General features: G+C 64.9%; 18 protein-coding genes. 9 read left to right on the top strand and 9 right to left on the bottom strand.

What is annotated here, in order from left to right:
• Nucleotides 1-225 precede the first annotated feature (225 nt).
• Nucleotides 226-705 (top strand): Dps family protein, encoded by a 480-nt coding sequence (locus tag QD172_RS11905; protein WP_065392451.1) that lies wholly within the window; start codon nt 226-228, stop codon nt 703-705.
• A gap of 305 nt (nt 706-1,010) precedes the next feature.
• Nucleotides 1,011-2,123: a phosphatase domain-containing protein gene (locus QD172_RS11900; protein WP_077378652.1), complete on the top strand. Its 1,113-nt coding sequence runs from the start codon at nt 1,011-1,013 to the stop codon at nt 2,121-2,123.
• Between the two features lie 88 nt (nt 2,124-2,211).
• On the opposite strand, the gene QD172_RS11895 is transcribed toward QD172_RS11900, so the two are convergent.
• The 5 genes from QD172_RS11895 to rmuC form a co-directional block, all read right to left on the bottom strand.
• Entirely contained in the window at nt 2,212-2,685 is a 474-nt protein-coding gene (locus QD172_RS11895; RefSeq protein ID WP_077378649.1) for a DoxX family protein, read from the bottom strand.
• Nucleotides 2,686-2,794: 109 nt separating this feature from the next.
• Entirely contained in the window at nt 2,795-3,601 is an 807-nt protein-coding gene (locus QD172_RS11890) for a DNA-binding domain-containing protein (RefSeq protein ID WP_176502941.1), read from the bottom strand.
• Nucleotides 3,598-4,542 (bottom strand): DUF692 domain-containing protein, encoded by a 945-nt coding sequence (locus QD172_RS11885; RefSeq protein ID WP_176493716.1) that lies wholly within the window; start codon nt 4,540-4,542, stop codon nt 3,598-3,600. The genes QD172_RS11890 and QD172_RS11885 overlap by 4 nt, the downstream gene beginning before the upstream one ends.
• Nucleotides 4,543-4,632: 90 nt before the next feature.
• Complete coding sequence (locus tag QD172_RS11880; protein ID WP_084209440.1) at nt 4,633-4,929, bottom strand: DUF2282 domain-containing protein; 297 nt, start codon at nt 4,927-4,929, stop codon at nt 4,633-4,635.
• Nucleotides 4,930-5,235: 306 nt separating this feature from the next.
• Nucleotides 5,236-7,020 carry a DNA recombination protein RmuC gene (rmuC, locus tag QD172_RS11875; protein ID WP_279855843.1) on the bottom strand — a complete coding sequence of 595 codons (1,785 nt, stop codon included), beginning with the start codon at nt 7,018-7,020 and terminating at the stop codon, nt 5,236-5,238.
• 214 nt (nt 7,021-7,234) lie between these two features.
• On the opposite strand from rmuC, the gene QD172_RS11870 reads away from it, so the two are divergent.
• Nucleotides 7,235-7,822, top strand: coding sequence for a type 1 glutamine amidotransferase domain-containing protein (locus tag QD172_RS11870; RefSeq protein ID WP_084209441.1), 588 nt, complete (start codon nt 7,235-7,237; stop codon nt 7,820-7,822).
• Between the two features lie 278 nt (nt 7,823-8,100).
• A complete protein-coding gene (locus QD172_RS11865; protein ID WP_279855842.1) occupies nt 8,101-8,487 on the top strand; it encodes a hypothetical protein in 387 nt (128 codons plus the stop codon).
• A gap of 130 nt (nt 8,488-8,617) precedes the next feature.
• Here QD172_RS11865 and QD172_RS11860 read toward each other — a convergent pair whose 3' ends face one another.
• Both QD172_RS11860 and QD172_RS11855 read right to left on the bottom strand, forming a co-directional pair.
• Nucleotides 8,618-10,081 (bottom strand): aminoacyl-histidine dipeptidase, encoded by a 1,464-nt coding sequence (locus tag QD172_RS11860; RefSeq protein ID WP_084209443.1) that lies wholly within the window; start codon nt 10,079-10,081, stop codon nt 8,618-8,620.
• A gap of 279 nt (nt 10,082-10,360) precedes the next feature.
• Nucleotides 10,361-12,784: a GNAT family N-acetyltransferase gene (locus QD172_RS11855; RefSeq protein WP_279855841.1), complete on the bottom strand. Its 2,424-nt coding sequence runs from the start codon at nt 12,782-12,784 to the stop codon at nt 10,361-10,363.
• Nucleotides 12,785-13,032: 248 nt separating this feature from the next.
• Between QD172_RS11855 and QD172_RS11850 the strand changes: the two genes are divergently transcribed.
• From QD172_RS11850 to QD172_RS11835, 4 genes are all read left to right on the top strand, one after another.
• Nucleotides 13,033-13,593 (top strand): iron transporter, encoded by a 561-nt coding sequence (locus QD172_RS11850; protein ID WP_077378625.1) that lies wholly within the window; start codon nt 13,033-13,035, stop codon nt 13,591-13,593.
• A gap of 223 nt (nt 13,594-13,816) precedes the next feature.
• On the top strand, nt 13,817-14,191 hold the full coding sequence (locus QD172_RS11845; RefSeq protein ID WP_077378622.1) for a cupredoxin domain-containing protein: 375 nt from the start codon (nt 13,817-13,819) through the stop codon (nt 14,189-14,191).
• 123 nt (nt 14,192-14,314) lie between these two features.
• Nucleotides 14,315-15,175, top strand: coding sequence for an FTR1 family protein (locus QD172_RS11840; protein ID WP_279855840.1), 861 nt, complete (start codon nt 14,315-14,317; stop codon nt 15,173-15,175).
• A 43-nt stretch (nt 15,176-15,218) separates the two neighbouring features.
• Nucleotides 15,219-16,745, top strand: a complete 1,527-nt coding sequence (locus QD172_RS11835; RefSeq protein ID WP_279855839.1) for a 4Fe-4S binding protein — start codon at nt 15,219-15,221, stop codon at nt 16,743-16,745.
• 93 nt (nt 16,746-16,838) lie between these two features.
• Here the strand turns inward: QD172_RS11835 and QD172_RS11830 are convergent, their stop codons facing one another.
• Together QD172_RS11830 and QD172_RS11825 are read right to left on the bottom strand one after the other, a co-directional pair.
• A complete protein-coding gene (locus QD172_RS11830; RefSeq protein ID WP_279855838.1) occupies nt 16,839-18,413 on the bottom strand; it encodes a DHA2 family efflux MFS transporter permease subunit in 1,575 nt (524 codons plus the stop codon).
• A 2-nt stretch (nt 18,414-18,415) separates the two neighbouring features.
• A complete protein-coding gene (locus QD172_RS11825; RefSeq protein ID WP_279855836.1) occupies nt 18,416-19,555 on the bottom strand; it encodes an HlyD family secretion protein in 1,140 nt (379 codons plus the stop codon).
• A 233-nt stretch (nt 19,556-19,788) separates the two neighbouring features.
• On the opposite strand from QD172_RS11825, the gene QD172_RS11820 reads away from it, so the two are divergent.
• The gene (locus tag QD172_RS11820; RefSeq protein ID WP_279855834.1) at nt 19,789-20,457 is read left to right on the top strand and encodes a TetR/AcrR family transcriptional regulator; all 669 of its coding nucleotides are present in this window, start codon (nt 19,789-19,791) and stop codon (nt 20,455-20,457) included.
• Nucleotides 20,458-20,534 lie beyond the last annotated feature (77 nt).

The raw sequence follows: 20,534 nt of genomic DNA, 5'->3' as shown, positions 1-20,534 counted from the left end.
CCAGACGATCACGACGATGCAGCGAATTCGTTACTGCGCGGCACCGTCACCCTCTACACTGGTGTCATCGACCCGGTTGCTCGGGCCTGGTGCCATGGGCTTGGCTTCATGAACCTGAGGCACTCGAAGGTAAGGGATATCGCCTGCTTGTCCTCAGTGCCCGCGCCCTGCCTCACCACGTATTCCAACCACATTTCACGTCGCCCATTCTCAAGGAGAGTCTTCATGTCCACCGATACCAATGCCATTGGCCTGCACACTTCCAGCGCAACCCAGCTGGCGGAGCACCTCAATGTGCTGCTGGCCAACTACCAGACCTTCTACATGAACGCGCGTGGCTATCACTGGAACGTGAAGGGCAACCAGTTCTTCGAGCTGCACGTGAAGTTCGAGGAAACCTACACCGACCTGCTGACCAAGGTCGACGAGATCGCCGAGCGCATCCTGACCCTGGGTCACGAGCCGATGCACGCCTACAGCGATTACGCTCGCGTGGCGACCATCAAGGAAGACACCCACGTCAGCGATGGCACCGCTTGCGTCAAGGGTCTGCTCACCGGCTACAAGTCCCTGATCGAGCTGCAGCGTGAAATCCTCTCCGTCGCCTCCGATGCCGACGATGAAGGGACTGCCTCGCTGGTCGGCGACTACATCCGCGAGCAGGAAAAGACGGTCTGGATGCTGTCCGCCTACCTGGGCGAGTGATTCTGACCAGGACACCATCGCGTGTCTGACACTGCGGCCAGCGTGATCGGCAGGCCGTGAACGCCGCCTTCTGTCCCGTGCTTGCGCGGTGTCCGGAAGGCGGCGTTTTCGTGGGTCGGACACCATTCGAGGGGCAGACTCGAGAAGAACTTGAGCTCGAGAAGGACTTGAGCCCGAGAAGAACTTGAGCTCGAGAAGAACTTGAGCAAGAGGCGCAGGACCATGCTCGGAAGCGCATCATCACGCGACACGCAGGGTGGCTGCCAATCAGGCAGGTTGATCAGGCGTCATACCAGGAGGGTTGCATGTCACTGCCGCTGACACGTCTGCTACGCAAGTTGCTGCATGTGGCTGCCAAGCCCATGCGCCATGCCCAGGGCAAGGATGGTTGCGTCATCCATGCCTATCGTGGCTATGGCTCACACAATGAAGCCTTTCTGATGGGCCGCATCTTCCAGCAGCCCGGTTCGCGCAGTCAGCTGGCGCCCGGGGCCGGGCGCGACCTGATGGATGTCGGCCGCCGTCTGCTGCGCTGGGGCAAGGGCGGCGTGGAGGTGGACGTCAGCCTTGGCGGTAACCAGACCACGGTCGTCACCGACCGCGATGGCTACTTCAGCGTCCACCTGCCTCTGCTGTCGCCCTTGGCAGATCAAGGCCAATGGCAGACGGCACGGATCACCGCCCGGCCGCCGAAGCAGGCCGCTGTCGAGGGCGAGGCCCAGGTCTACCTGCCACCGGCCAGTACCCGACTGGGCGTGATCAGCGATATCGACGACACCGTGATGTACACCGGTGTCGCCAACAAGCTCAAGATGCTCTATCGGCTGTTCATCGAATCCGCCGAGCGACGCACTGCCTTCCCGGGAGTCGCCGCGCTCTATCAGGCGCTCCACGAGGGCAGCGACGGTCAGCAGAGTCGCCCGCTGCTCTACGTCTCACGCGGCCCCTGGAGCATCTATGAGATGCTGGAGGTGTTCTTCCAGCACAACCGCATCCCGGTCGGCCCCATCCTGTTCCTGCGCGAATGGGGGCTGACGCTGCAGCGCCCCCTGCCCAAGCGCTCGGAAGACCACAAGCAGGCGCTGATCGAGAAGATGCTCGACCTGTATGACGAGATGCAGTTCCTGCTCATCGGAGACAGCGGTCAGCATGATCCGGAGGTCTATGCCGATGTCGTGCGCCGTTACCCGGGCCGCATCTGCGCCATCTACATTCGCCAGATCGGTGACTCCGAATCGCGCAAGGCAGAGCTGGCCACGCTGGGCGAGGAGCTCTCCGCACTGGGCTGCGACATGCTGTTGAGCACCGACAGCCTCGACATGGCGCATCATGCACACGCCAATGACTACATCGATGCCGCCAGTGTCGAGATGGTACGTGCCGAGATCGAGCATCAGCGCGCCGAAGAGCCTGTCTGACCCACGACGACCCACGATACGCACGATACGCACAACGCAAGACGGAGACCCTGAGGTCTCCGTCTTGCGTTGTGGCCAGCGGGCAAGATCAGGCGATACGTGAGCGAATCAGGTGATCCAGTGACAGACGCCCCGGGCCCTGCAGCACCAGTACCAGCAGACTGGACAGCCACAGACCGTGCGTCACCCAGGCTTCCGGGTAGACGAACAGCTGAATGGTCAATGTCATGCCGGCCAGACCCAGCGCGGCAAGGCGGGAGCCCAGGCCCAGCCACAGCATCAGCGGGAAGAGATGCTCGGCAATCGTGGCCAGATAGGCGGCCAGTACCGGCGGGACCAGCGGCAACGCGTATTCGTACTCGAACAGGAAGAAGGTACTTTCCTTGAGCGCGAAGCCGTCGACCTTGGTCTGCGCTGACATGAAGAACACGGCGCCAATGACGATGCGCATCAGGATCAGCACGGCATCCATGCGCAGATTTTCCAGCCAGACGAACACGTTCAGGACTTGCCCCGCCACACCGGTACGGACCGCGGGCGTCGTGGATGACTCAAGGCTCATGATGAGGCCTCCTCAAGGATGCGCCAGTGCGCGAGAAAAAGGGGATGCGCCAGCTCGGCCCGGATAGGTCGGCAGGAGACTGGCATGGACGAAAGATCATGGGGCAACACTAGTCCGGCGCGAGAAACACGCCACTTGCCAGCAGAGGGGCCAGCAGCTGCCCCAGGTCCTGCTCGGGATGGACATCCGCCAGCATGGCGGCCGCATCCGCGAGCGATTCACCCGCCAACAGCAGGTCGAGCAACCAGGCAGCCGCCTCTGACAGCACCGTCACCTGAACCTCCAGGGCCGGACGGGTGATCAGCAGGTTCTCGGGCCGCGCGACATCCAGGCCTGCAAGGCTGGCTCCCTCATGCTGGTGGCGTTGCCAGACCTCGAAGATCGCATGCTCCAGGCGCAGCAGACCTGCCGCGGGATGAGGCAGGAAGGTCAGCGCCATCACCGCCTCAGGTGACAGCTGCGCCAGCCTGGCCGGTGCCAGCACTTCAGCGTCGGCGGCGTGATAGGCCGTGAGACGCGCGGCCTCGAACCGCGCCAGATCCACCGCGTAGAACGGCAGCTGAGCGACCGATGCCTGTCGATGCTCGACCAGCGTCGTCAGAGTCGTGTGCAAGGTCTCGGCAAGCCCCGCCCCGTACTCCATCATCAAGGGCGATTCCGGCAGGTGACGGCGTGAGTGATCATGCGCCAGCGCCGCGAAGAAGCGCTCGCCCACGACCTGACGCGTCACGGGATAGGCGTCCTGCAGCGCGGAGACCAGGCTGGCCCAGACATTGTTGCGATAGACGTCAAGACGCCCCTGATGTGCCGCCTCGATGCCCGGCAGATGACGGTCAGGCTGCTCAAGCGCCGTGATGAAGGCCCGCTGCCAGGTGAGAAGATCATGGTCAGTCATGGGGGCCGTTGGCGTGCTCATCGCGGACTCTCCACCTGAGGGCCAGAGGTCTGCGGAACCCGAGAGCCCTGTTGAACCAAGGCGCTCTGCAGAATCTGCTCGGCCCGAGCCGTCTGCCCCAGCAACACCTCCAGCGCCGGCACCTGGGTATCCCACTCGATCAGGGTCGGGCGCGGCCCGACTCGCTGGATGAAGCCGGCATACAGGGCCCATACCGCCTCGCAGACCGGCGCACCGTGATTGTCGATCAGCAGGCCTTCGCGCTCATCGACGACATGACCCGCCAGATGGATCTCGCCGACGGCCGCGGCCGGGATCGACTCAAGCCATGCCGCAGGATCGACACCGATGTTGTGCGCCGAGACGAAAACATTGTTGACGTCGATCAACAGTCCACAGCCGCTGCGCTCGACCAGTCGGGTCAGGAAATTCGTCTCGGGAATCAACTCCGCGCCCAGAGCCTGCGCATCAAAGCGCAGATAGTGTGCGGGATTCTCGATCAATACCTGGCGGCCCAGGCAGTCCTGCAGCCGCATCAGGTTATCGCTGACCCGTGCCAGCATCGCGTCGGTCAATGGCACCGGCAGCAGGTCGTTGTAGAAGTGGCCGCTATGGCCGGCCCAGGCCAGATGCTCTGACACACTGGTAGGCGGGTGACGCTCGCAGAGCGCTCGAAGGCGCGCCAGATGCGCGGCCTCCAGCGGACGATCCGATGCCAGCGACAGGCCGACACCATGGATCGACAGCGGATACTCCTGCAGCGCATCCAGCCGCGCATGGGGGGCTCCGCCTGCGCCCATGTAGTTCTCGGCATGAATCTCGAGGAACCCCAGCGCCGGCCGTGATGACATCAGCTCCCTGACATGCTGCGCCTTGAGGCTGATTCCCGTGGCCATGTCATCGAACGACGGCAAGGCCGTACCGAAATCCGGGCTGCGGGAGGTGGGGGATGACTCGTGCATGACGACCTCTCGATTCTGCGAGCGTCCGGCGGAGGGGTGAGACACCCGCCCACCGGACGTCAGGTTCGGGGGAGACCCGAGGCGTGATGCTTACTTGATCTCTTCCAGGCTGCCGGTGCCAGTGGGCGTTTCGATGGAGGTGCAGGTGCCTTCCGGGACCAGCTTCCAGGCATTGCCCTGATAATCGACGGTCGAAGTGCCGGCACAGGAGGTGCCCGGGCCTGCAGCGCAGTCATTCTCACCGGCCAGCGACACGCCATAGCACTTTTCCATGCCTGCGGCATGCGCCGGAATGGAGACCACGGCGGCAGACAGCGCTACGGCGGTACCGAGGGCGGAAGCCAGGGCGAAAGCGGTCTTGGCGGACTTATTGGACTTGGTAGACATGGGCACATCTCCTGAGAAAACGCTCATTCATGAGCTGAAAGTTGTTCATTTGTCATTTTCGCCCCATTACCGCAGGCTCAAACCAACTTACGGGGAGGTCCGGAGAACGGATGCAGAAGATGTCGAATTTTTTGCATCACTCACGATATTTCCTTCCTCGCCGCGTCAGAACACGATAGTCCGAGCTTGCGTTGACCCTGCATCTCAAGAAAAACGGCCCTGCTGGAGGGCCGTCGAGAAAGAACAGGGAATACGAGAGATGGCATGCCACCGAGTGTCAGCCGGCAATGAGCGAGATGTGCCAGTTCACGGGGTGCCCCCTTGCCACTTGCGCTCCAGATGTTCCCAGCGCGATAGCGTGGCACCTTGAGCCTTGTCCGCCGTCGAGCCAGAGGCAGTCTCAGTCTCAGTCTCAGTCTCAGTCTCAGTCTCAGTCTCAGGATCAGATTCAATAGCAGCATCGGACTGCGATGTCGGGCCAGAGACCGGCCCCTGGTGATGCAGGGAGTCACGGGATTGACGCACCAGGGTCTCGGGCAACGGCTTCTTCATGCGCGCACCGAGCTCCAGCAGCTCCTCGGCACGGCTGATCAGGTTGCCGCGCCCGCTGGCCAGACGCTTCATGGCGGTATCGTGCGCCTCGCGGGTACGGCCCAGCTGGCTACCAAGCTCCTCGAGGGATTCGGCAAGTCCGCGGAACTTGTCGAGCAGCGCCCCGGCACGCTCACCGATCACGCGCGCATTGTCGTTCTGGCGCTCCAGACTCCACAGACTGGCCACGGTGCGCAGACTGGCCAGCAAGGTGGTCGGCGTCACCATCACCACGCCCTGGGTGAAGGCGTCCTGGAACAGGCTGTCGTCATGCTCGAAGGCCAGCGCGAAGGCGGGCTCCATCGGCAGGAACAGGAACACGAAATCCGGTGACCCCAGCCCCTCGATGGCGGGATAGTTGCGCCGCGCCAGTCCCGTGACGTGGCCGCGCACCGAGGTCAGATGCGCCCTCAGGGCTCGCGCCCGCGCCGTCTCATCCGCGGCATTGACGTAGTCGGTGTAGGCGCTCAACGAGACCTTGGCATCGATGATCAGATGCTTGTTGTCCGGCAGATAGACGATGGCATCCGGGCGCTGGCGCCCGCCTTCACCGCTGAAGGACACCTCACGCTTGAACTCGATCCCCTCTCGCAGGCCGGAGCGCTCGAGCACGGTCTCCAGAATCATCTCGCCCCAGTTGCCCTGCATCTTGCTGTCGCCCTTGAGCGCACGTGACAGATTGGCCGCTTCCTCGGTGATCTGGCGATTGAGTCCCGCCAGCTGGTCGAGCTGACTCTTGAGGCTGGTGCGTTCGCGCACCTCCTCGCCATGCAGCTGCTCGAGGCGCTGACGAAAGTCCCCGACCTGCTCGCGAAACGGCTTGAGCAACTGTTCGAGCTGGGCACCACTGGCGGCGGTGAAACGCTGCTGGCGCTCCTCGAACACCTTGCCTGCCAGCTGCTCGAATTCCTGACTCAGGCGTTCGCGGGAGTCGTTGAGCAGTGCCAGCTGCTCGGCGTGATGAGTGGCCTCCTGACGCTGACGCGTGACCAGCGAGGCATGCGTCTCGCGCAGCTCGGCGTAGCGCTCGGTCAATGTCTCGAGACGCTCCTCGCGCTCCAGCAGCTGGGCCTCCAGCACTTCCTGCTGGCGGGTCAGGCTGCGTGCCAGCGTCTGCTGTTCACTCAGCGCACGCGACTGTTCATCAAGCCGCCCCTGCAGCGATTCGCGCAGCGTGGCGAGCTGTTCCGTCAGCGCATCGCGCGCCTGGCGCGCCTCCTCCAGCGACTGGCTCAGATGGCGTTGCTGCTGCTCCGCCTGCTGCCCATCCAGTGCGGCACGCTGCTCGACCAGGGCCGCCCGCTGCTCGGCCTGTTGCTGTAGATCCCGCGCCTCTTCAAGCGTCTGCTGCAACGCCTGCCGGGTTTCGTCACTGCTCTCTTCGAGAGCGTGAAGCTGCTCGCGGGTTCGCCGCCAGCCCAACCCCAGGATCAACGACAGCATCAACAGCACGCCGACCAGCAACCACATCACGGCGGAAGATTCAGAAAGCAGAGGCATCGGGCACTCCATGGCCGGTGAAAACGCAGTGGGGTCACCCCCTTGAAAGTCAGTATCGCGCATCCATGTCTTGAGTGTCAGGGCACGAAAGGACGGGAATTCGCTGCATCAACGTGGGGCGCTCACCTCAGTGAGTAACGCATGCTGAGAGCAGAATTTTTCCCTTCTCTGCCCAACACGCTCGCAAGAGCCGAAGCACGGAAAGGAGATTTGCATGACACAGCAGACCGATCAGCAGACACGTCAACAACTGCAAGGTAAGCGCGTGGCCATTCTCGCGACCCATGGCTTCGAGGAATCCGAGCTCGCGGTGCCGCGCGCCGCACTGCAGGAGGCGGGCGTCGAGGTACACATCGTCTCGCCGGAGAAAGACGGCATTCGTGCCTGGGCCGAAACCGACTGGGGCGAGACCTACCAGGTCGACACCTCGCTCAGCGATGCCAGCGAACACGACTATCATGGCCTGGTGCTACCGGGTGGCCTGTTCAATCCCGATACCCTGCGCCAGGACGAGACCGCACTGAACTTCGTGCGCAGCTTCTTCCAGGCCCACAAGCCGGTGGCCGCCATCTGTCACGCGCCGTGGATCCTGATCAACGCCGGGGTGGTCGAAGGCCGCAAGATGACCTCCTTCCCCTCCGTCGCCCAAGACCTGCGAAACGCCGGTGCCGAGTGGCAGGACAGCGACGTCGTGTGTGACAGCGCGCTGGTCACCAGCCGCAAGCCGGATGACCTCGATGCCTTCAATGCCAAGCTGCTCGAGGAGCTCGCCGAGGGCAAGCATCAGCATCAACACGCCTGATCTCGTCCCCGACGACAGCACCCGAAAACGCCCCTGCCCCCGCGGCAGGGGCGTTTTTTTGCGCTCTGCACCGCAGACTGACGCTCATCGCGGGAAAAGCATTTGCGAGCAAGCACTTACCTTGAGCGCCATAGGGCATGAAGGCCAGAAGATCACGACATGGACTCAGGGAGACGCCGGCACATCAGAGAACGCTGTTCGTCAAAGTGTCCGCGACACGGTATCGTGTGAACAGGGATCAAGAAGGGTGACTATCCGACAACACGGGAGACCACCCCATGCACACCATCACAATGGCACCAGTCCTGCTGAGCCTGGGACTCATGCTGAGCCTTGCCATCCCCGGTGTCGTTGCCGCGGATGATCGTCATCGCTCACAGGGTCAGCAGCATCACGGCCGACAGACCATCGAGCGTCACAGCACGCCGCAAAGCCGCCATGAGGCGATCAAGCGCCGCCATCTGAGGATGTTCGACGAGCCGCGGGTGGAGCGCCATCACTCTCGCCACGACACACGTCACCGCATTCCCCAGCGCCGCTACTACCAACATGAGCGCTACGCGCCTCATCAGTATCGACAATACGATTCGCGCCGCCAAGACCTGCGCCGCCGTCACGATGGCGTGAGCATCGGCTTCCCGGCGATACGCATCAATATCCACTGAGCTGACGCACGCTCGAAGTGCCCAGCCAGCGCCCCCGCAGGAAGCGCAACGAGAGCCTGATGCCCAGATACGACACCGCCCCCGCAGGCTACCTGCGGGGGCGGTGTCGTGGGGAGTCAATCGGCCCGGATCAGGCGTCGCGCGGCTCGGCAAGCGTCGTGATCAGTCCTTTGAGCACCTGCCAGAATTCCCCGACCGAGTCGACCTCGACGCGCTCGCTGGGCGAGTGCGCACCGCGAATCAAGGGGCCGAAGGAAATCATCTCGAGCTGGGGATACTTGGCCCCCAGGATGCCGCATTCCAGACCGGCATGGATGACCTTGATCTCCGGCGCGCGGCCGGTGACGCGCTCGTGCAGGCGGCAGAATCGCGCCAAAAGCTCCGCCTCAGGCTGCGGCTGCCAACCCGGGTAGGCATTCTCGGCCTGAGTGTGCGCCCCCAACAGGCCGAACAGCCCGCGGATGCGCTGCTCCATCATGGAGACCGCATCATCACGCAGCGAGCGCACCAGGGCGCAGAGATGGAAACTCCCCTCACGCAGCTGGACCACGCCGAGGTTGTTGGAGGTTTCCACCACGCCTTCCACGGCTGCGCTCATGCGCTCCACGCCATAGGGCGCGGCATCCAGTACGGCGACAAGCCGCTGGGTATCCTCGACGGACAGGGCACTCTCGGCATTGCCGCGCGTCACGCTGAGGGTGACGTCCGGGTCCGTGTCACGTAGCTCATCGCGAATCTGCGCCTCGAATTCCGCCAGACGCTGGCGGGCTGCCGCGACACGCTCATCGAACAGCACCACGCCGACGGTCGCCTCGCGTGGCAGTGCATTGCGCAGCGTACCGCCAGACCAGCTGACCAGACGCGGCGAGAATTCCGCCAGCGCCACCAGTGCCCGTGACATCAGGCGGTTGGCATTGCCGCGCCCACGATGGATGTCGAGCCCGGAATGTCCTCCGACCAGCCCGCCGATGGTGAGCTCAAGCTCCGCCTCGGCATCCTTAAGCGAGGACGTGGCGAATTCGTGCGCGACATTGATGTCCGCACCGCCAGCGCAACCGATATAGACCTGGCCACGGTCCTCCGAGTCCAGATTGAGCAGATAGCGGCCTTCCAGCCAGCCTTCGGCCAGATTCAATGCGCCGCCCATCGAGGTTTCTTCCTCGAGGGTGAACAACGCCTCCAGCGGACCATGCACCAGCGTCTCGTCTTCCAGCACCGCCAGCGCCGCGGCGACGCCGAGGCCATTGTCGGCGCCCAGCGTCGTGCCGCGCGCCTTGAGCCAGCCATCCTCGAGATAGGTCTCGAGCGCATCACGGGTGAAGTCATGGCGGGAGTCACTGGCCGCCTGGGCCACCATGTCGAGATGCCCCTGCAACACGATCCCCGGAGCGCTCTCATGGCCGGGGGTGGCCGCCTTGCGCAGACGCAGGTTGCCGAAATCGTCGCGGTCATGCGCGAGGCCGCGCGACTGCGCCCACTCAATCAGATGCTCAACCAGTGCCGCTTCATGCCCGGAAGGGCGCGGGATATTGCACAGGGTACGAAAATGACGCCAGACAATGGCGGGTTCCAACGTGTCGATATGCTCATTCATGGCGAAGTTTCCTGTTCTTGTCATCCCCGAGCATACGGAACCGTCCACGGCCATGGCTAGTGGTTGTCGGTGCCTGTCGATCAGTGACTGCGAATATGCAAGGATGAGATCTCTCGACACGGCCACGCTGTGCACTTCCAGCCCCTGACAACCGGAGCCCTCATGCCCCGCCGACTTCTGCTGTTATCCGTCCTTTCCGCCACTGCTGGCCTGCTGATGCTGAGCGGCTGCTCGCCGATTCCCGACATGCCGGGACCGATCGGCATCCCCGGCCTCTGATCAATGATCGCCGGCAGGCAGGGCACCGTGCGCCTCGACGAGACGCCCTGCCGCCGCACGACACCAGCGATCACGCGCCTTGCGCCCCACGATGCCCTGACGCTGGGCCCAGTCGATGAAGGCTGGTGCATCCTGGCCGGCCAGGGCCAGTGCGAGTCCGTGACGCGCGGCCTCATCCAGTCCGGATGAGCCGACGCACTGCTCATCCGGGGAGCCGTGGGCTTTCAGCGCGGCCTGCAGCCACGGCCGCACCAGAGCAAGACCTCCGCCACCGCGCCGATACCAGTCGAGTCGTTGCAGCCAGCCTTGAGCCGGTTGACAGCCTTGAGCCGGTTGACAGCCCTGAGCCGGTTGACCGCCCAGGGCGAGCCGCGATGCCAGCACGTCAGGCAGCCCGGCCAGCTCATGCGCCAGCAGGCTCGGCAGCAGATGCTGAAAGTCCTGATGCAGCGCCTCGAGCAAGGTATCTCCCGGCGAGGCCTCGCCTTCGTCATCGCATAACTCCCCCGTCGCCTTGCCCATCATCACCGCATGCTCGCCACTGGCCGCATCCCGCTTGAGCCCCATGCGCAGTGGCATGAAGCCCTGGGACAACCAGAAGTCCACCAGCCCCGCCTCGGCCCCGAAACTGGTGCCGAGACGCGTGACACCCGCCAGCCGTGCCTGCTGCTCCAGCGCATTGAGCAAGCGCGCCCCCTGCCCACGCCGCCACAGTGCGGGATGTATCGCGATGCGCAGAATCCGCCACCAGCGCGTCTCGGCGGCCGCCTGATGTCCGGCATGCGCCGCCAGAGACTGCGCCAGCAGATGCCCGCGCGGCCGCCGCTGACCTCGCCAGATATCCTCTGCCAGCGGTGCAGGAAACCCGCCCTCCTCGACGGCCGCCACGACGCCCAGCCATGCCGGCTTGCCACTGGCGGTCTCCTGATGGCGAATCGCCAGCAGCCTGAGCCCCGGGGTATCCAGCAGCTGCCGCAGGTCCGCCGGCGTGGTGCGGTAATGCGCCTGCACCAGCAGGCCGAACAGCGACTCCAGCATCGCTTCATCGCGTGCCAGAGCGTCCCGATCCAGCACGACGACCTCACTGCCGGCCAGCCATTGCTCGACATCGCTGCGACCCTCCATGACCGGCGCCAACATTGATGGCGGTGCCGAGAGCAACAACAGATCATCGGTCAGCGCCTCCAGCGGATCACCGGACGCCCAGCGGACAGGCGTGGTCATCTCAAGCGCCTGCCAGCCGGGGCATTGACGCTCGAGATGCTGGCGGAAACGCAGCTGGAACCCTCGCCCGGTACCTTCGTAGCCATGGACGGTGGTGGCGAAGGCGATGCGCGGAAAATGGGCCAGAGACGCCTTGAGCAACGGGGTGGGGATGGCGGCCGCTTCATCGACGAACAAGCGCGGCAGCGGCCCCTCCGGGCAGGCAAGGCGGGCGGCGGCGATGGCGTCCGGTGCCAGGAAACGCAGCTCGCTCGCAACCTCCGCTCCATCAGCTGTCCACCCGCCTTGCGCGGGGGGCGCTGCCGGCACGCAAAGCCGAAAGGCATTGCCCTCGCGGCGCCCCCGTGGCAGCAGCGCTGCCAGACGCGCGAAGACCGCGGCCACCGCCGCCGGCCGTGGCGCCGTCAGCCAGACACTTTCCCCCGCTGCCAGACAGCGTGCCGCGGCGATGCCCAGCGCGGCACTCTTGCCGCGGCCACGATCGGCACTGATCACCACCGGCTGGTTCGGGCGGAGCGCCGCCAGCGCGGCCACCACCTCGGCCTGATCTGACGTCAGGCAATCAGGGTCCATGACCTCACCGACGCGGGTCGCTGCCTCCCCGGCGGGTGGCAGCGTCGGTAACGGTTCGCCCTGCGGCCAGTGCAGTACGCTGGCATCCGCCTGGAGACGCCGTGCCAGCCGCGCCAGATAGCGCGCCGCAAGCTGCTCACGCGCGAATGGCCAGTGCGCCAGACGCGCATAGTCGCCATCCGGCGCTGGCGCTGGCTCGGCGTCGGCCCAGGCGGCAGGCGTCACCAGCACCAGCAGTCCTCCCGCCATCAGAGTGCCGGCCACGGCCCCGAAGGCATCGGGATCAAGACCACTCTGCGGATGTGCGGCATCGAAGACGACCAATGCCTGCTCGCCGCCCAGCTGAGTGGCAGCCTTGGCCATCGCCAGCGAGCGCACGTGTGTCCCGCCCGGCGTCGTGATCGCCTCTCCGGCGCCCAGCCACAGCGGAGCAGGCTCACGCGCTGGCCACAGATCACAGATCGCCAGCGCAGCAGCGCAGGGATCACCGCTCGTGCCCTCTCCGCCGCTGATCCACAGACAGGCGCGCTGATGCCGCGCGAGCAGGCGCTCATGCAGTGTCCGGCACCAGGCATCGATGGCGGGAGGGTCCAATGGGGCGGGGTAACGTGAAGAAGTCGTCATCATGGCGCGCAGCATGCCGCATGGTGACGTGGCAGACCAGACATGGTGCTGGAATCCTCATGACGGGAGGCCAGGGGCCAGTCACGCCGGGCCCCCCTCTCTCTCAACATCCTTTTATTTAAGTAATATCTCATATTTAAAAACACCCCGTTGCAAGATAGGCAACGCAGGCGGCGCAAGAATGAGAATGGTTATATTTATGCCTATCAGGATAATGAAGCTCCACTTCCCATTACTGCGAGCCATCCCCGATGCCACAGCGTCATTTCGTCACCACTACTCTGCCCCGCGCGCTCAAGCCTGCCCTGCTCGCCCTGAGCCTGGCGGCACCGTTCGTGGCGGGCCAGGCCTCGGCACTGGAATACCCGATCGGCACTCCGGTCAAGGAAGGCGGCATGGAAATCGCGGCCGTCTATCTGCAGCCAGTGGTGATGGCCCCGGCAGGCAAGCTGCCGGCCAATCAGGCCGACATCCATCTGGAAGCCGATATCCACGCACTGATGGAAAACGACAATGGCTTCGCGCCGGGCGACTGGATTCCCTATCTGGGCATTCACTACACCCTGACCAAGCAGGGCAGTGATACCCCGATCGAAGGCGATCTGGTGCCGATGATCGCCAACGACGGCACCCACTATGGCAAGAACGTCAAGCTGGATGGCCCGGGCAAGTACCACCTGACCTTCGACATCCAGCACCCGGACATGCCGCGTCACATCGACAAGGAAACCGGTGTCGCCGAGTGGCCGGACACCATCACCACCGATTACGACTTCGTGTATGCCGGTGTCGGCAAGAAAGGCGGCTACTGAGCACCAGCCTCTGCACGTGGCGGACATGCCGGCGCCATCTCGTATCCGCCGGCATGTCCGCCCGCTGTCTCCAATGGCCGCCTGTGCTGAAAAGCGCTCGCGGCCATTGGTCGCTCTGCCGGCAACCCTCCATCCCTGGCACCTGGCGCCCGCGAGTGCCACGTCCGAATGACTCTCCCTCGTGCCTCTGCCGAGTGCCTACCCCACTATCCCGGAGCCCATCATGCGCCTTCCTCGTCGTCGCTCTGCCCGGCAGTCCGTCGCTGCGCTGCTGCCGACCCTCGCTCTGCTGCTGGCGGTACTGCTGCCGCGCGTGACGCTGGCCAGCGACATGCCGTCCTATGACCTGACGCTCACCAACGGCAAGCTCAGTCCCGAGGTGCTCAAGGTCAAGGCCGGCGAGAAATTCGTCATCCAGCTGCACAACGCGGGCAACACGCCCGCCGAATTCGAGAGCAATTCGCTGCGCAAGGAGAAGGTGCTGGCCCCGGGCGTGAAATCCTTCGTGGTGATCCACCCCTTGCGTGCCGGCAGCTACGACTACTTCGATGACTTCCACCTGCCGGATGCCCGCGGCAAGGTCGTCGCAGAAGACTGAGGCACAGGCACATGTCCGCCGTCACTCGTCTCGTCCCCTGCCGCGCCTGCCACCTCTTCCCTGTCAGGGCACGAACGGCATTGCCGATTCCTCACCCTGCCCGCTGTCCCCGAGAGTCCCGCCATGTTTGATCAGGTTCTGTTTATCGTCTGGCGCGAAAGCGTCGAAGCCATTCTCGTCATCGGCATCATGCATGCCTGGCTGGTGCAGTCGGGCACGCGCGCCGGGCTGCGCTACCTGTGGGGTGGGGTCGTTGCCGGTCTGGTGCTGGCCGGGCTGATGGGCGCGGCCCTGATGGGCGCCAACACCTGGCTGACCGGCACCGCCCAGGAAGTCTTCCAGGCGGCGCTGGTACTGATCGCCTGCCTGCTGATCACCCAGATGGTGCTCTGGATGCGGACCAAGGGCCGGACTCTCAAGGCAGAACTCGAGAGCGGCCTGGCCGAGGCCGTCTCCTCCGGCAGCTACTGGGGGGTCGCGGTACTGGTCGCCATCGCCGTGGCACGTGAAGGTGCGGAAACCGTCGTCTTCCTCTACGGCATGGGCGCCGCCAGCCTGCAGTCCGGTGGCATCGGCAGCTTCTCTCTCGCGGCCTTCATCGGTTTCGCGCTGGCAGTGGCGACCTTCATGGCCCTGCAGCTGGGTTCGCGCCTGTTCTCCTGGAAGCTGTTCTTCCGCGTCACGGAAGCCCTGCTGCTGCTGCTGGCCGCGTCATTGTTGATGTCAGGGCTTGAGCAGCTCATCGGCCTGGGCTATCTGCCGGCCGGTCTCGACCCGCTGTGGGATTCCAGCTGGCTGCTCGATGATGGCAGCGGTCTCGGTGGCCTGCTGGCGACCTTCGCCGGCTATCGCGCCTGGCCCGCCACCACCATGGTGCTGGGCTATGCCCTCTACTGGGTCATCGTCATCACTCTGATGAAGCGCCAGCGCAAGGTGGAGCGCAAGGATCAGCGCAAGCAGCTCACCGCCCGCGCGCGCAGCTGATGCCCGTCCCGCGCACTGCCCAGTGAGAGAAGAGGAAGCGTTCATGGCCCATTGCAGTACACACTCCGCACGCCCCGACGCACGGGCGGACATCATCGCCAGTGACGCCGGAGCCGGCGCCTCCCGAGCCACGCGTATCGCGCGTTTCGGCCAGGCGATGCAACAGCGGCGCGGCCTGATCCAGCTGATCCAGTGGCTGGTGGTGGGCATCTACGCCTTCCTGCTGGTGGTGCCGGCATTGCTGCCGCTGCCCGACTATCAGGCGCACATCCTCACCAATCTGACGGTGTTCGCCGAATTCGTGTTCTGGGGGCTGTGGTGGCCCTTCGTGCTGATCAGCATGGTGCTGATGGGCCGGGTGTGGTGCGGGGTCTTCTGCCCCGAGGGCACCCTGACGGAGGCCGCCAGCCGCATCGGGCTCGGCCGGCCGATTCCGGGCTGGATGCGCTGGGGAGGCTGGCCCTTCGTGGCCTTCCTGGGCACCACGCTCTACGGTCAGCTGGCCAGCGTCTATCAGTACCCGCTGGGCGCGCTGGTGGTACTGGGCGGCTCGACGGTGGCGGCGATCGTGGTCGGGCTGATCTACGGCAAGGGCACACGTGTCTGGTGCCGTCAGCTATGCCCGGTGAATGGCGTCTTCAATCTGCTGGCGCGCCTCTCGCCGACCCACTTCCGTACCGACCAGGCGCGCTGGAACGCCCACAACCGCGCCGTGCGCCAGGGCAAGGCCGTGCGTACGCATGCGCCTGACTGCGCGCCATTGATTCCGCTCAAGCAGCTCGACAGTGCCGGTGACTGCCATGTCTGCGGACGCTGCAGTGGCTACAAGGACGCGATGCAGCTGGAATGGCGGTCGCCGGGCGTGGAGCTGGTCGAGCCGCCGCAGCCGGTGCGTTTCACCCACTACTCGGTGCTGGTGTTCGGCCTGCTCGGCATCGCCATCGGCGCCTTCAGCTGGAGCGCCAGCCCGTGGTTCGTCGCCCTCAAGCAGCAGCTGGCCGTCTGGCTGATCGAGCATGACCTGATGTGGCCGCTGACCACCACCCTGCCCACCTGGATCCTGACCAACTACCCCGAGCACAACGATGTCTTCAATCTGCTCGATGGCAGTCTGATCACGCTGTGGATCGTGGTGGGCGGCGGTCTGCTGGGCGCACTCACCAGCCTGCCGCTCTTGCTTGGCAACTGGCTGATGGGGGGAAAGGCGACGCTGTCACGCCTGTGGCATCTCTCGCTGAGCCTGATTCCGCTGGGCGGGCTCGGCGTGTTCCTCGGCCTCTCCGCCACCACCATGACGCTGCTGCGCGGTGACGGCATCAACCTCACCTGGGCCAATGATCTTCGTGCCGTGCTGCTGGCACTGGCCTGCCTGTGGGGCCTGCGACTGGCCTGGCGCATTACTGGCGAGCAGTACAACGGCGAGCAACACAATGGCGAGCAGCGCAACAGCGAGCAGCGCAACGGTGGACGGCTCGCCGGCAACGCCGCACGACTGGTCGGCACGACAAGCGTCGCACTGGCCTGCCTGCCCGCGCTGGGGGTCTGGTACCTGATGTTCTGGGGCTGGTGAGACGCTGTCACCCGAAGGCTGAAACGACAAGACCCGCCATCAAGGCGGGTCTTTTTGTTGACCGGGGCGGCGGTGACGCCACGGGACGCCACGCTAGTGAGCGCCGCCTTCGTCACTGCCCTCGCTCTCCGGGCGACGGAAGGCGATCACCACGACACTGCCCACCACATAGACCGCGCCCAGCCACAGGAAGATATTGTCGAAGGCCAGCACCTCGGCCTGAAGACTGATGCGCTGCGCGATCATCGCGACGCCCGCCTGCCAGGGGTCGGTCAGGCCAGAGAAGGTCACCTGATAGCTGGCCAGCTGGTCGATCACCACCTGGCGGCTCTGGTCGATGGAGCCGATCAGCTGGTTCCAGTGGTAGTCCTCCCGCCAGTCGCGCACGGTATCGATCAGCGCCAGACCCACCGCCCCGCCCAGGTTGCGCATCACGTTGAACAGGCCACTGCCGTTGCCCAGTTCGTGGGGTGCCAGTCGTCCCATCGCCAGGCGTGACACCGACAGCAGCACCAGAATCTGGCCCACGCCACGGATGACCTGCGGCCAGAAGAACTCGTTGTAGCCCGAGCCCGACGTCAGATGGGCATTCATGCCGGTGCCGACACCGGTCAGCACCAGACCGATGAACATCATCAGGCGCAGATCGATGAGATCGGAGAGCTTGCCCGACAGCGGTGCCATCAGGAACATCGCCACGCCCGCCACGAACATCACCTCGCCGATCTGCAGGCTCGAGAAGCCACGCACGCTGCCGAGGAACAGCGGCACCAGATAGACCAGCCCGTAGAGCACCACGCCCAGCCAGAAGCCGACCAGCGCGCCGAGCGCGAAGTTGCGATTCTTGAACACGCGCAGATCCACGATGGGGTTGTCAGCACTCAGCACGCGCCAGAAGAAGCCCACGCAGCTCAGCGCACAGACGATGGCCCACAGCAGGATGGGGGTGCTGGCGAACCAGTCATCTCCCGGCCCCTCCTCCAGCACGTATTCGAGGCTGCCGAGAAACACCGCCATCAACGACAGTCCCAGCGTGTCCAGACGCTTGAGCAGTCCGCGATCACCGCTGTCGATCTCCAGATTGCGCCACACCAGACTGGCCACGAGGATGCCCGGCAGCAGATTGGCCAGAAACAGCCAGTGCCAGCTGAAATACTCGGTCAGATAGCCACCGACGGTGGGACCGATGGACGGCGCCATGGTCGCCACCAGGCCGATCACCGCCTGAATGGTGCCCATCTTGCGTCGCGGGAAGATCGAGAAGCTCACGGCCTGGGTCAGCGGAATCATCGCCCCGCCCATGAAGCCCTGGACCGCACGCAGCACGATCAGCGCCTCAAGCGAGGTGGACAATGCACAGCCCAGACTCGCCAGCGTGAACCCCAGCGCCGAGACGGTCAGTACCACGCGGGTCGAGAAGATGCGCGCCAGCATGCCCGAGAGCGGAATCATCACGATCTCGGCGATCAGATAGCTGGTCTGGATCCAGGAGACCTGCTCGGGACTGGCCGCCAGGCCCGCCTGGATCTCATTGAGCGAGCTGGCGACGATCTGGATATCCAGGATCGCCATGAACATGCCGAACACCGCCGCGATGAAGCCGATCTGCTGACGGCGCGACGGCATGTCACTGGCAGCCCCTACCGGGGCTGCGGTTGCCTCGGCCATGCTCACTGCGCTCCGTGTTCGGCGGTGGCCGCGACATCGGAGGCGGCCTGCACGCTATCAGGTGCCATGACCGGCGCGGTGACACTGGCCGCATAGGTGCCGGTCTCCGGCAGCTCACGGGTGTCGATGGACGGCACGACCGACAGCCCCGCCCGCAGGCGTGGCAATGCCGCCTCCGGGCCGGTCAGGCGGATACGCACCGGCACGCGCTGGACGATCTTGTTGAAATTGCCGGTGGCATTGTCCGTCGGCAGCAGGCTGAACTCGGTGCCGGTCGCCGGCGCGAGGCTGTCCACCACCCCCTCGAACTCGATGTCCGGATAGGCATCCACCTCAAGGTGGACCGGCTGCCCGACTCGCATGCGCTCGGTCTGGGTTTCCTTGTAGTTGGCCACCACGTAGGCGCTTTCCACCGGCACCAGCTGCATCAGGGTCAGCGAGGCGCTGGCCATGGTGCCGACCTCGACACTGCGATTGCCGACCACGCCGTTCTGGGGCGCACGAATCGAGGTCTTCTCCAGCTGGTGGCGCGCGTAGGCGAGATCCGCCGCCGCTGACACCACTTCAGCGCGGGCCGAGTCCAGCTGTGCCTTGTAGACCTCGAGTTGCTGACGCGCGGAGACCAGCGACGCCTGCTGCTGCGCGACGCTGGCCTCGGCAGTGCGCAGGGTCACCTGGTCATCTTCAAGGGACTGCCGCGAGGCGTAGCTGCGGCTCTCCAGACTTCTTGAGCGCTTGAGATGCAGCGCGGCCTGATCGCGCTCGGCCTTGGCCGAGGCCAGGGCCGCCTTGGCCTCATCGATCTTCGCGCTCTGCAGATCCAGTTGACGCTCGGCCTGGACTTCCCCGGTGCGCGCCTTGTCGAGTGCGGCGCTCGCCTGATCCAGGTTGGCCCTGGCATCCCCATCGTCCAGCTGAACCAGCAACTGCCCTTTCTTCACCGGCTGGTTGTCATGCACCAGCATGCGCGTCACACGCGCGGTGACCTCGGAACGCACCGGCACGCTGTCGGTCCGCACATAGGCATTGTCGGTCTCCTGCATGAAGCGCCCGACCTGCCACCACTCGACTCCCATCACGCCACCCACGATCACGCCCGCCACCACGAGAAGCGCCACTGCGCCCTTGCCTGCCTTGTTCATACGGCGACTCTCTGTTGCTGCCTGTCAGTGCCAGGCAGGGAAACCGTCTGACGGTGGCCGGCCTCGATGACGCAACGCCTGCGCTCGGGACTGCCATCTTGCACCGCCACTAAGTGTAATGAATACTACACTTCATTGAGCCACCCCCGACAGCGTCAACCGACAGCGTGCCTCGTTCGCAATATCGCAACCCTGACGGCGTCAGTCGGCCCCTTTCACCAGAGGACACAGACATGACGGACTCCCCTTCCTCGCAGAGTGCTCCGGACACCGCCACATCCCGCACCTCGCCGCGCGGGGAAGCCCGCCGCAGACGCCAGCGGGAAGTCGCCAGAGAACACTTCCTGCAAAATGGCTACGCCGCGACCAGCATCAACGAGATCGCACGGGAGGCCGGCGGATCACTGACGACGCTTTATCGGAATTTCGGCAACAAGGAGGGGCTGTTCCTCGCCGTGATGCAGCAGGAAGCACAGTCGGTATGGTCGGTGATGGATCACGAGGTCAATGAGGCACGTCGCGTCGACGAGGCCCTGGAACACTTCGGGATGGCGATGCTGACACTGGCCCTCGAACCACAGCTGATCCGGCTGTTTCGTGGCCTCGCCTTCGAGAGCGGCCGCAACCCGCAGCTCGGCAAGCTCTTCCTCGACAATGGCCCCAAGCTGACGCGCCAGCGGCTGGCAGGCTACCTGGCACGACAGGTGGCGGAGGGCCACTTGCCAGGCTCCGGCCTCGGGCAGGAACCGCTGGCCGCCGCCAACCTGCTGACCGGCATGCTGCTCAACCCGCTGCATGTCGATGCCCTGCTGGGCAGCTTCCCCGAACCGGCCGACCCGGAAAGCCTGCGACCACACGTCAGGCGCTGCGTGCGCGTCTTCATCGCGGGTTTCGGGGCCTGAACGCCGGGCCCCTGACAGCAAGACGCCGAGTCGACTGACTCGGCGTCTTCATATGCAGGAGAAGTGGAGCGCGGGAA

Origin of the sequence: Cobetia sp. 10Alg 146 (assembly GCF_029846385.1) — a bacterium.
Lineage (GTDB): Bacteria > Pseudomonadota > Gammaproteobacteria > Pseudomonadales > Halomonadaceae > Cobetia > Cobetia marina.
Note: the sequence above shows the minus strand (reverse complement) of the source record. Positions and strands in the feature narration are given on the sequence as shown.